The organism is Methylomonas koyamae, from assembly GCF_006483455.1.
GTDB lineage: Bacteria > Pseudomonadota > Gammaproteobacteria > Methylococcales > Methylomonadaceae > Methylomonas > Methylomonas koyamae_B.
In genome coordinates this window covers 150,565-162,844 of record NZ_PPPU01000012.1, presented here as the reverse complement: position 1 = coordinate 162,844, position 12,280 = coordinate 150,565, and the positions used below count along the sequence as shown (strand labels likewise).

Below are 12,280 nucleotides of genomic sequence, written 5' to 3'. Positions count from 1 at the left end.
GTTAAGCGGCGACGGGCTCGGCGAACAGCACCGCCTGTTCGGCGGCTTTGGCAACCTTGGCCGCAGCCTTCCACGGCACCGGCGCTCTGACCGCTTCCCAGACCGGGCTTTCCAGCGTCAGCGCCAATTGGCGAACCAGTTCCAGCATGCCTTGGTAACCTTCGTAGCCGAATTCGCGTTCCTGATTGATGTCCAGGAACGGAATCCGCGCTTTCAAGGCGGTGTACATATTGCGGCCGCCGGCAATCAGAATGTCGGCCTTGTAGTCGTGTACGACTTTCAGCAAGGCTTTCGGGCTACCGTCTTCGATCATCAAGGTGTCTTCGCCCATCAATTCGCGAATCCGGGCTTTGTCTTCTTCGGTGGATTTCTTGGTGCCGGTGGCGACCACGACCATACCCAAATCCTGCAGCGCCGAAATCACCGACCAGCTCTTGACGCCGCCGGTAAACAGCAGCACCCGTTTGCCTTTCAGGCGTTCGCGCCACGGGGCCAAGGCTTCGCGAATCCGGTTTTCCTCGCGGGCGATGATGGCTTCGGTACGAGCGGTCAAATCCGGATCGTTAATGACGCGGGCAAAATCGCGTAAGGCCTGGCTGGTATCGGTAATGCCGTAGAAACTGCCTTCGAACCAGGGTATCCGGTATTGCTGTTCCAATTTCCGCGCCACGTTGATCATGGCTTTGGAACAAACCATCATATTGACTTCGGCCTTGTGCATGGTTTGCACTTCGCGGAAGCGGGCATCGCCGGACAAGGTGCACAGCACGCGCAAGCCCATTTCGTCCAGCAGCGGCAATACGTGCCAGAATTCGCCGGCGATGTTGTATTCGCCGACCAAATTCACGTCGTGGATTTTGATGCCGGCTTTCTCCGCTTCGATTGCGGCCGGCGGCAATGGATCGGGGTCGCGGGTGCCGACCACGTATTTGATCATCGCATCGGCGGCGATGCGGTTGCCCAGGTTTTTGGTACCGTAAAAACCGGCGGCGTCGATCGGCACGACCGGCACGCCCCAACGCTCGGTGGCTTCTTTGCAGGTGGCATTGATGTCGTCGCCGACCAGGGCCGGCACGCAGGTGTTGTAGATGAATACCGCCGGCGGGTTAAAGGTTTCCACCGCTTGCTTGATGGCGTGGAACAGGCGCTTTTCCGAGCGGCCCATAACGATGTCCTGCTCGGTCAAGTCGGTAGTCATGCCGATCCGGTACAGGTCCGGGCCGGACGAACGGGTACCGCGGTTGTCCCAGGAACTGCCGGCACAGGCGATCGGGCCGTGCACGATATGAGCGACGTCGGCGATCGGTAACAGGGCGATTTGGGCGCCGTCGAAGGCGCAGCCGCCGGCGGCGGAGCCGGGTTTGGGTTTGGCGCAGCCGGATTTTTCCTTCTTGTTATGCTCGCATGCCGGTTCGTCCAGCATTTCGGCAATGTCTTTGGTCGATTTCATGGCACAACCCCAAGTTTTTTGTACTATCTATTGCAACCGTTGTGCCAAGTGCTAAGACAATGATTTTCAAGGTCTTGGCCCGATTTTTTTTGTAGCAAACCCGACAATCGACGATTGCGACCAAACAAAGCCCGGCGCAACCGACGCCAGACCGGCCGACAGGGGAAAGGAATAACCCGGACGTGGCGAGGAACCTAGGGGGCTATCAATCAGACTTGACGATGCCGGAGCATCGACTGAGATCAGGGCAAGCAGTCAGCATTTTCCGGCTGATCGCCCGAATGCTGAAGGGAAAGGCTGTAAAGAGGGAAATTGGCGAGAGCCCCGCCACCGGCGTTGGCTGACAACGGGGCTCAAACCGTCATCGACTGGCGACCAGTTTCATGCGATGGGCAATGTCGCTTGCGCCGGACTCAACACTTGGCCGACGTTATCGATCTCGATGCGCCGCGGTTTCATTGCCTCCGGAATCCGTTTCACCAGCCTGACGGTCAGCAACCCGTCGCGGTAATGGGCACCGTTGACTTCGGTGTGTTCGGCCAGGTTGAAGCGGCGTTCGAAATTGCGACTAAAAATGCCTTGGTGCAGGAAGCGCCGTTTTTCGGCGTCTTGCGGTTTCTCGCCTTTGACGGTCAACACCTTGTTTTCGGTTTCGATCGATAACTGGTCCGGACTGAAACCCGGTACCGCCAAACTGATCGCAAACTGGTTGTCCCCGACCACTTCGATATCGAAGGCCGGATAATCGTGATTCGGCCGGTCGCTTTGTAAAATGCCGTCCAGCATTGCGGCCCATTGGCCCAAACCCAGGTTGGGACGGTAAATCGGCGTATATTCGACTCTCATGATTCTTTCTCCCCAATTCAAATAAGCTTTGAAAACATTGGTTGTAACCGAGCCGTCCGGCCCGGACACCGACAAATTAGGGGCGCTGACGAAAACTTCAAGAGTGCGGCCACCGGATTTTTTCCGGTCGGATCTGAGCCGAAAAAGACCTAACCGCCAATCCAGCGGCGGTTAGGCTAGAGGGAACAAACTAAAATGCGCAGCCGGATTTGACGCCGAACTTTTTCAGGATAATCGCCAACGGGCAAAACCCGGTAAATGACGCCTGCACCAAATTGGCGCCAACGAAGGCGGTAAACCACAACCAATTCGGCGAATGCCAATGCGCCAAAGCCAGACTGGCCAGAATAAACGAGCCGGCAAACGCCATCACCATCCGATCGATAGACATAAGCATCTCCTATTTCAGGCGGACGACGCCCATGAATTTCAGCATCATTCGCTCGTAGAACGGCTCGCTGATGCCTTTTCTAATCTTGCGCATGAAGTATTTTTCGAAGGCAATTTTGGCTAGGTGTACCCATTTGCCGTGATTCGACCAAGTCGTGTTGCGCGGCGGAATTTGCGGTACGGCCAAAAACGCCACGCCGGTATCGCCCAGATCGGCCAGACATAGCGCGCTCAAACTGGGCTTGTCGGTCGGTTGTTTGCCGTCCAGTTCGTCGCGGATGTTATGGGCCGTTGCCGTCACCATCGATTCGATCATATAACCGGTTTTCGGGGTACCGGTCGGCACCGGGGTTTTTTCCACCGGCGGCAAGGCTACGCAGACGCCGACCGAATAAATGTTTTTATAGGTCGGGTTACGCTGGTGTTCGTCGACGATGACGAAACCGCGCGGATTGGTCAGACCTTCCGCGCCGCAATGCCGCACCGCATCGACGCCGGTGAACGCCGGCAGCATCATCGAATGCTTGAACGGCAGTTCGTGCTTCTTCTTTTCGTTGCCATCTTCGTCGACTTCGGTGACATACATCATGCCGGCTTCGATCTTGTCCACCTTGGCGTTGGTGATCCATTTGATGGTCTTGTCGCGTAACGCGCTTTCCAACAAGCCTTTGGTGTCGCCGACGCCGCCCAGGCCCAAGTGACCGATGTAAGGTTCGGAAGTGACGAAGGTCATCGGCACCTTGTCGCGGATCTTGCGTTTGCGTAACTCGGTTTCGATGATCATCATGTATTCATAGGCGGGACCGAAGCAGGACGCGCCTTGCACCGCCCCGATCACGATGGGGCCGGGATCGGCCATGAAGCGGTCCCAGTCTTCGGCGGCCAACGCGGCGTGATCGACATGGCACACCGATGAAGTATGTCCGCCATGCGGCCCCAAACCGGGCACTTCGTCGAAGGCCAGACGCGGACCGGTAGCGATGATCAGATAGTCGTATTCGACCACACTACCGTCGGCCAGATCGACTTTATTGTTTAGCGGATCGACCTTAGTGGCTGCCTTTTGGATGAAGGTGATGCCTTTTTTTGCCATCACCGGCGCCAATTCGATTTTCAAATCTTCCGGTTTGCGCCATTTCGGCGGCACCCAGGGATTGGAGGGTACGAAGTGGAAGGTCGGCGAATCGGATATCACCACCACTTCATGCTGTTTGCCCACCGTTTCCTTCATTTCGTAAGCCATCGGCACGCCGCCGATACCTGCACCTAACACTACGATTCTTGCCATGACATTCTCCTCGCTGAAATTCAGACACGCACGATTTTGAAGTTTCTTTTTTGGATTATGGTAATTATGCGCCGCAAAATCATGTGACCACAGAATATTAGGGTTTTCTAACATAGTCAACCGATATCTCGCTTTCCTTCAGCAAGCGTATAACTCTGGGTACAATGACCAGTACCACTGTTGATATGGACTGCCACCATGACCGACTCTAATGATGCTGACAAATTTTGGCGCGAGAAGCTGACGCCGGAGCAATACCGCGTCTGCCGCGAAAAAGGTACCGAGCCGCCGTTCACCGGCAAATACACCGATTGCGAAGACGACGGTATCTACCGTTGCGTCTGTTGCGGCGCGGCCTTGTTCGACTCGGAACATAAATTCCACTCCGGCTGCGGCTGGCCCAGTTTTTGGAACCCGCTGCATGCCGAGAGCTTGGACGAGCACCTCGATACCAGCCACGGCATGCGCCGTACCGAAGTGACCTGCCATTCCTGCGGCGCCCATCTCGGCCACGTATTCGAAGACGGCCCGTTACCGACCGGATTGCGCTATTGCATCAATTCGGTGGCGTTAACCCTGGACAAGAAAACATGAGCGCACACCGACAAGTACAGGATTTATTGGACTTTATCGACGCCAGCCCCAGCCCCTGGCATGCGGCAGCCTGCATCGAACAACGCCTGCAGGCGTTTCAGTTTCAGCGCCTGCACGAGGGCGACGCCTGGAGTTTGAGTGCCGGAGGCCGTTATTACGTGATTCGAGACGACTCTTCAGTGGTCGCCTTCGTTTTGGGTCGGGAAGACTTGGCGAGCAAAGGCTTTAAGCTGCTCGGCGCCCACACCGACTCGCCCGGATTGCGGGTCAAACCGCAGCCGGTGTTGGAATCCGACAAAATTCAGCGACTGGCCGTCGAAATTTACGGCGGGCCGATTCTGGCAACCTTTACCGACCGCGATCTCAGTCTGGCCGGCCGTATCGCATTCAGCCAGACGGACGGCAGCATCGGCAGCCGTTTGCTGCGCTTCGACCAACCGCTGTTGCGCTTGCCGAATCTGGCGATTCATATGAACCGCGGCGTTAACGAAGACGGCCTGAAACTGCAAAAGCAAAACGAGTTGGCCTTGATATTGGCCAGCGCTGCCGAACAATTGCCTGCTAATTATTTTCGCCAGCTGTTGGCCGACTCTGCCGGCATCGATGGCGACAGTCTGTTGAGCTGGGAATTGAACGTCTACGACACCCAAAAAGGCGTATTCTGGGGCACCGATCGCTTATTCTACGCCGACAGCCAGCTGGATAATCTGGCGTCTTGCCACGCAGGTTTGACGGCGATGTTGGACGCTTCGGTACTGAATAGCGGGAATACGCTGGTCTGCGGCTTTTTCGACCACGAAGAGATCGGTAGCGAGAGCTGCAAAGGCGCGGCAGGCAGTTTTTTGCCGGACGTGCTGGAACGTATCGCCACCGACTGCTGCGACCGCACCGACGGCTACCGCCGAGCCCTGGCCAACAGCTTTATGGTCAGCGCCGATATGGCTCACGCTTACCAGCCCGGCTTTCCCGGCGCCTACGAACCCAGCCATAAAGTCATCGTCAATCACGGCCCGGCCATCAAGATTAACGTTAACCACCGCTATGCCTCGGAATGCGTGTCGGAAGCCGAATTCATCCGGTTTTGCCGCGACGCGGACGTGCCCTACCAGAAATACGCGCACCGCGGCGACCTCCCCTGCGGCAGTACGATCGGCCCGATTGCCTCGGCGAAACTGGGCGTGCGCAGCGTGGACGTCGGCTCGCCCATGTGGGCCATGCACAGTATCCGCGAAAGTGCCGGGGTTTTGGACCACGGCTATATGATCCGCGCGCTACGGGCTTTTTTCTGCAGCCAGTGATTTTTCAACTATCCTTGCCCCATGATTTTTTTCGGCAGGCAATAACTTGGTTTCCGTTTTTTCTCTCGCTGAGGCGCGGACACTGCGGCGCATTTGCGTCGCATTCGGCTGGAGCTTCCTGTGCTGTTTTATCGCTCAGGAAGCACACGCCGACGACAACGAATTGGAATACAAGGTTAAAGCGGCCTATCTCTATAATTTCACCAAGTTCATTACCTGGCCGGCCAAAGCCAGCCCCACGTTCAACATTTGCATTATCGGCAACGATCCGTTCGGCCACTTGCTTGATCCGCTGGAAAGCAAAACCGCTCAGGATAAGCCGATCAAGCTGATCCATTTCGACTCTGCCAAACAGGCGCGCGATTGCGACATCGCCTATTTCGATAATCCGGACCTGCGCCCCGAACAGCCCGTGGCAGGGGTGTTAACTGTCGGTTCGTTTAAAACGGCGCTGACGGTCAGCAGTCAGCCGTTTTTTGCCGAATCGGGCGGCATGATCGGCTTTGTGTTGGACGACACCAAAGTCAAATTGCATATCAACCTGAAAGCGTTGAAAAAAAACGGCCTGAACGTCAGCGCCAAGCTGATCGAAGTCGCCACATTGGTCGAAGGAGGAGAGCTTGAGTAAGTTTTTCGCTCGACTGTCGATCAAATCCAAGCTGTTTACGATCGCGATCACATCCAGTTTGTTCTCGATGCTGCTGGCGCTGGTGATTCTGGTGACGATCAATATCAGCGACGTCAAACGCAAGGCCCAAGACGACCTGCTGGCCGTCGCCGGGCTGATCGCCAACCGCAGTATCGCGGCGGTGATGTTCGACGACGCCAATCTGGCCAAGGAAAACCTGGCCTCTTTAGCCAATCTGCCCGATGTGCGCAGCGCCTGCGTATACGACAAGGCGGGCGGACTGTTTACCGCGCTGGACAATCCGGCGAACCAGTGTCCGGCCAGCCAACAAGGTTTATACACCCACTTCGACCAATTGTCCTTGTACGTTTACCAACCGATGTTGCTCGACGGCGAGATCATCGGTGCGGTGTATTTGTCGTCCGACCTCAGCACCGCCTTCTGGCGGGAGTTGAAATTCGTCGGCGTGGTGCTGTTGGTCCTGTTCGTCGCATTGTTCATCACCTTTTTGCTGACGGCGCCGTTGCTGAACCGGGTCGCCAAGCCCATTTCCCAGTTGGCGCGTACTGCGCAGAAAGTCAGCCGCGACCACGATTATTCGTTACGCGCCGAAAAACACAGCAGCGACGAAATGGGCATCCTGGTGGACGCTTTCAACGACATGCTGGATACCGTCGAAACTCAGAACAAGGCGCTGGTCAGCGTCAAAAACAACTATCAGGCGCTCTACGACAATAACCCGACGATGGTATTCAACCTGGACTTGGACGGCCAAATTATCTCGGTCAACCGCTTCGGCGCCCGACAGTTGGGTTTGGGGGTCGAAGAATTGCAGGGTTGTTCGTTATTCGCCTTCTCTCACCCGGAGGATATCGGCAACTGCAACCAGTTCCTGCAAATTTGCCGCGACCACCCGGAGCAGGTACACAAACTGGAAAGCCGCATCGTTTGCCGGAACGGCAATACGATTTGGGTCAGGGAAACCGCGCGCCTGGTCAAGGACGAAAACAATCTGCCGCATATGTTGCTGGTGTGCGAAGACATTACCGAAACCCGCCGACTGTCGGAAAAAATCGCTTACCAGGCCAGCCACGACGAACTGACCGGCCTGGTCAACCGCCGCCAATTCGACATCCATATCCAAAATCTGGTGTTGCAAGCCCAAAACGACAACAGCGCCCACGTGTTGTGTTACCTTGATTTGGACCAGTTCAAGATCGTCAACGATACCTGCGGCCATCTGGCCGGCGACGAATTGTTACGGCAGCTTGGCGAGTTATTACGACAACAAGTGCGTAAGATGGATATCCTGGCCCGCTTGGGCGGCGACGAATTCGGTATTTTGATGTCGTACTGCTCTCTGGATCAGGCCGTCATCACCGGCGAAAAATTGCGAAATGCGATTTGCGACTTTCAGTTCGCCTGGGAAAACCGCAGCTTCAGCATCGGCGTCAGCATCGGCGTAGCCCCCATCAACCGTTCCAGCGGCAATGCGGTCGACGTGTTGAAGGAAGCCGACGCCGCCTGTTATGCGGCGAAAGAGAAAGGCCGGAACCGGGTGCATGTCTTCAGTCCGGACGACGAGGAATTAACCTTGCGCCAGGGCGAAATGCAATGGGTCGAGAAGATTCGGTTGGGTATCGAACAAAATCGCTTCCAATTGTTCGGCCAGTTGATCGTGCCGGTGAATCACAACCGCGAGGCCTTACACTTCGAAACCCTGATCCGCTACCGCGACGACCAGGGCAAAATCATCCCGCCCGGCGCATTTCTGCCGGCGGCGGAACGCTACAACATGGCTCCGCCGCTGGACCGCTGGGTCATTTCCTCACTGTTCGAGTATTTGGCAACGACACCGGATTTGTTGCAGCGCCTGGAAATGTGCTCGGTCAACCTGTCCGGTCTGTCGCTGTCGGACCAAACCATGCTGGGTTTCATCGGCGAACAATTCCAGAAATGGCAAATTCCGACCGAGAAAATCTGTTTCGAGATCACCGAGACCGCGGCGATCAGCAACCTGTCTTACGCCCGCCAATTCATGGAATCGCTGCGCGGCAAAGGTTGCTCGTTTTCTTTAGACGATTTCGGCAGCGGCTTGTCTTCATTTGCTTATTTGAAAAACCTGCCGGTCGACTACCTGAAAATTGACGGTTTGTTCGTCAAAGACATTGTGGAAGATCGAGTGGATCTGACGATGGTCAAGTCGATCAACGAAGTGGCGCACGTGATGGGTAAGAAAACAATTGCCGAATTTGTCGAAAACGAGTCTATCTTTGATTTACTGCAAACCCTGGGCGTCAATTACGCGCAAGGTTACGGCATCGCCAAGCCGGTGCCCCTACGGGACTTATGAGATTTGTTATGTCTGGTGCTTTGAAAAAACGGCTGTTCAAACCTGGTTTATGGCTTACCTTGATTAGCCAAGCGGCACACGCCGACAAAAGCATGAACGATTTACTGGATATGTCGCCGGCGGAGTTGGCCAATATATCGGTAACAATCGCGTCGGGTACATCCAAACCGATCGCCCAATCCGCAGCGGTCACCAGCGTTATTACCGCCGAACAAATCGCGGCGATGGGCGCCACCGATTTGCATGAAGTTCTGGAAACCGTGCCCGGCATGCATGTCACGATCCAACCTGTGACCAACGATTACAGCTATACCATGCGCGGCATCCGCAACGAGACCAATTCCGAAGTATTGCTGATGATCAACGGTACCCGCTTTTCGTTACCTTACCAAGGCACCCACATGGCCGGCATGATCATGCCGGTGGAGAACATTCAACGCGTCGAGGTGATTCGCGGGCCGGGTTCCGCGCTTTACGGTGCCGACGCCTTCGCCGGCGTCATCAATATCGTCACCAAAAAAGCGGCCGACATCGACGGTTTTAACGTTGGCGCCCGCGGCGGCAACGCCGACACCAAGAGCGCCTGGGGCCAATACGGCGGTAAATGGCAGGGCTGGGACGTGGCCGGTAGCCTGCAATACAGCCACAATGGGGTAGACCCGGACCGAATTATCAAAGCCGATGCGCAAAGCCAGATCGACCAGTTGCTGTCGACCCGCGCTTCACTGGCGCCGGGGCCGATGCAAACTCAAAACGAACGCTGGAACGGCCATCTGAATCTGCAACGCAAACATTGGGATTTGGGTTTCTGGGCCTTCAACGAATCGGATTACGGTTTTAGATCCGGCGCTTTCGGCGCTTTGGATAACCGCGGCAAAGGCAACGGCAGCAACTATCTCGCCGACATTCGTTATTCAACCGAAGACGATTTTCAAGATTGGGAGTTGCAGGCCCACGCCAGTTTCTTGCATACGGACGTTTCAGCAGATATTTACGGCTTTCCTCCCGGATCGATACTACCATTGGATGCCAGCGGCAACGTCACCGGACAACCGGCATTGATCAATGCCTTGGTGCCGTTTCCTAATGGCCTGCGCTTCGTCGCCGGTTTTAAAAATACGGTACCCAGTTTCGAACTGACGAGTATTTACAAGGGCTTTTCCAACCATATCATCAGGATGATCGCCGGCTTCCGCTACGAGGAGCTAAACACCGAGGAGGCCCGCAATTACGGTGCCGGCATCACCAGCCTGGGTGGTCCGCTGCAAAATCTGACCGGGACGCCTTTCACGTTTCTGGACGACCAACACCGCGATATCTGGTCCACTGCGTTTCAAGACGAATGGCAGTTTGCCCCGGATTGGCATTTGACCACGGGTCTGCGCTTCGACCACTATTCCGACTTCGGCAGCACGCTTAACCCAAGGGCGGCGCTGGTTTGGGATGTCAACGAACAGTTCACCAGCAAATTGCTTTACGGCCAAGCTTACCGGGCGCCGAGCTTTTTGGAGCAATACCAACAAAACAGCACGCTATTTCTAGGCAATCCGAGTTTGAGTCCGGAAACCATCGCCACCACGGAATTGGCGTTCGATTATCATCCGAGCAAAACGCTCAGAACGGCGCTGAATTTGTACCATTACGAAATCCACGACCTGATCAGCGGACCTATCGCCAGTTCGACCACACTGACCGAGCAAAACACACCCGGACAGGACGGCTATGGCAGCGAGTTCGAGTGGGACTGGAAGTTTCTGCCGGATTGGAATTTGCGCGGTAACTATGCCTGGCAATTCGCCCGCAACGAAGCGACGCACACTCGCGTCAGCAACGTACCGGAACACCACGTGTATTCGGCGCTGGCCTGGAACTTTCTGCCGAAATGGCAAATTCAAACCCAGATCAACTGGATCGGCCACAGACTAAGCAGTCCGGGAGATACCCGGCTGTTAAAAGATTATGAGACGTTGGACTTGACGCTGAATGCGAAAAAACTGATGGGATATTTGGATTTGACAGCCTCGGCCCGCAATTTGTTGGACTCTGACGGCACGGAACCGGCAACCGCCAGTTATCCTTATAACCTGCCGATCAGCGGTCAAATGTTTTACTTCGAAGTAGGATTACACTACTAACTTACAATGCGTCCTGGCCGACACAAGCTTTATGCACCGCATCCAATAAACTGGCGACGAGCTTACGCCCTAACCACGCTTCGCCGGCAGCTACCGCCCGAATCATGCGATTGATATAAAGCGCCAGCGAATCGCTGTTTTGGTAGCCCTTGGCTCCAGCCAACACGCAACTGACCACTTGCTCCGTAGCCAGATCGTTGCCAATGATCACAATATTGCTGGCCGGAGCGGCATTCAACAACAAACCGGTATATTCGGCGGTATCAGCTTCGCGTAACGCATAATTCAACAAAATCAGCCCAGGCTTATCCTGTTCCGCGGCATTTAGCGCCTGTATCTCGTCGGTATAGAACGCCACTTCGGCCTCAGCCATCAGCAGCAATGGCTCTATTTGCCCGGCATTATCGATTACGTGTATTTTCATGGCGGTTATTTCTGGCTGTGTGCCGAATCGCTGCCCGAAGGATGCGGAACCGGATAAATCGCGGTTCTCAACGGGTCTAGCTCCCTTTAGTCGTGATCGGTCGGCGCTATCGACATGAAACCGTGCAATCCACGCTTCGAATCGGCGGCCAACCAATTTTTTAAGTATTGCAGTTCTTCGGTAGATTGCAATTCATCAAGGCTTTTTTTATTTCTTAGCAATCTGAATGCGGCGGAAAGCGCTTTGAGCCTATCGCCAGCAATCCCAGCCCGCCTCAGGCCGACGATATTCAGTCGGTAATGCTTTGCCGGACGGCCGCCGATCAACGTAAACGGTATCACGTCCATGTTGATACCGGTTGTACCTTGGATAATGGCGTAAGACCCGACCCGGCAAAATTGGTGAACCACTACCGCACCGCCCATGAACACATTATTTCCGACCTCGACGTGACCGCCAATCGCCACGTTATTGGCAAAAATGGTGTTATCGCCAACCCGGCAATCATGCGCGACGTGACTGTTATTCATGAAATAACAACCTGCCCCGATCATAGTCGCCGCACCGGCCTTGGTGGCTCGATGGGCGGTAAAACCTTCCCGGAACACGTTGCCGTCACCGATTTCCAACCATGACTCGGTTTCCGGCTGAAAACCGGTGTCCTGCGGGAGCCCGCCCAATACGGCATGCGGGTGCAGAATATTATTCGCCCCCATTTTTACTCGGCCGTGGACGACGGCATGAGCACCGATTTGGCTACCGGAACCGACGCTGGCTCCGGCTTCGACCACCGCAAACGGCCCGACGCGTACGTTCTCCGCCAAAATCGCACCGCTTTCGATGTAAGCCGTTGGATGGATCAAATTGCTCATGT

At 55.4% G+C, this 12,280-nt stretch carries 11 protein-coding genes; 5 read left to right on the top strand and 6 right to left on the bottom strand.

Annotation, left to right across the window (positions count from 1 at the left end; all coding sequences use genetic code 11):
• Position 1 precedes the first annotated feature (1 nt).
• The 4 genes from nifE to C2U68_RS06730 form a co-directional block, all read right to left on the bottom strand.
• The gene (nifE, locus tag C2U68_RS06745) at positions 2–1,450 is read right to left on the bottom strand and encodes a nitrogenase iron-molybdenum cofactor biosynthesis protein NifE (protein ID WP_140911747.1); all 1,449 of its coding nucleotides are present in this window, start codon (positions 1,448–1,450) and stop codon (positions 2–4) included.
• A gap of 381 nt (positions 1,451–1,831) precedes the next feature.
• On the bottom strand, positions 1,832–2,296 hold the full coding sequence (locus C2U68_RS06740) for an Hsp20 family protein (protein WP_222101877.1): 465 nt from the start codon (positions 2,294–2,296) through the stop codon (positions 1,832–1,834).
• A 190-nt stretch (positions 2,297–2,486) separates the two neighbouring features.
• Positions 2,487–2,687, bottom strand: a complete 201-nt coding sequence (locus C2U68_RS06735; RefSeq protein WP_140911746.1) for a DUF2892 domain-containing protein — start codon at positions 2,685–2,687, stop codon at positions 2,487–2,489.
• A 9-nt stretch (positions 2,688–2,696) separates the two neighbouring features.
• The gene (locus C2U68_RS06730) at positions 2,697–3,974 is read right to left on the bottom strand and encodes an NAD(P)/FAD-dependent oxidoreductase (RefSeq protein WP_140911745.1); all 1,278 of its coding nucleotides are present in this window, start codon (positions 3,972–3,974) and stop codon (positions 2,697–2,699) included.
• Positions 3,975–4,172: 198 nt separating this feature from the next.
• Between C2U68_RS06730 and msrB the strand changes: the two genes are divergently transcribed.
• The 5 genes from msrB to C2U68_RS06705 all read left to right on the top strand — a co-directional run bounded on the left by msrB (position 4,173) and on the right by C2U68_RS06705 (position 10,982).
• On the top strand, positions 4,173–4,568 hold the full coding sequence (gene msrB / locus C2U68_RS06725; RefSeq protein ID WP_140911744.1) for a peptide-methionine (R)-S-oxide reductase MsrB: 396 nt from the start codon (positions 4,173–4,175) through the stop codon (positions 4,566–4,568).
• Positions 4,565–5,866, top strand: coding sequence for a M18 family aminopeptidase (locus C2U68_RS06720; RefSeq protein ID WP_140911743.1), 1,302 nt, complete (start codon positions 4,565–4,567; stop codon positions 5,864–5,866). The genes msrB and C2U68_RS06720 overlap by 4 nt, the downstream gene beginning before the upstream one ends.
• Before the next feature lie 46 nt (positions 5,867–5,912).
• Positions 5,913–6,494 carry a YfiR family protein gene (locus C2U68_RS06715; RefSeq protein WP_140911742.1) on the top strand — a complete coding sequence of 194 codons (582 nt, stop codon included), beginning with the start codon at positions 5,913–5,915 and terminating at the stop codon, positions 6,492–6,494.
• A complete protein-coding gene (locus C2U68_RS06710; protein ID WP_140911741.1) occupies positions 6,487–8,847 on the top strand; it encodes an EAL domain-containing protein in 2,361 nt (786 codons plus the stop codon). The genes C2U68_RS06715 and C2U68_RS06710 overlap by 8 nt, the downstream gene beginning before the upstream one ends.
• Positions 8,848–8,939: 92 nt before the next feature.
• Positions 8,940–10,982: a TonB-dependent receptor plug domain-containing protein gene (locus C2U68_RS06705; RefSeq protein WP_260839244.1), complete on the top strand. Its 2,043-nt coding sequence runs from the start codon at positions 8,940–8,942 to the stop codon at positions 10,980–10,982.
• 1 nt (position 10,983) lies between these two features.
• Here C2U68_RS06705 and C2U68_RS06700 read toward each other — a convergent pair whose 3' ends face one another.
• On the bottom strand, positions 10,984–11,406 hold the full coding sequence (locus C2U68_RS06700) for a response regulator transcription factor (RefSeq protein ID WP_140911739.1): 423 nt from the start codon (positions 11,404–11,406) through the stop codon (positions 10,984–10,986).
• Positions 11,407–11,492: 86 nt separating this feature from the next.
• On the bottom strand, positions 11,493–12,278 hold the full coding sequence (gene lpxA / locus C2U68_RS06695; RefSeq protein ID WP_140911738.1) for an acyl-ACP--UDP-N-acetylglucosamine O-acyltransferase: 786 nt from the start codon (positions 12,276–12,278) through the stop codon (positions 11,493–11,495).
• Positions 12,279–12,280 lie beyond the last annotated feature (2 nt).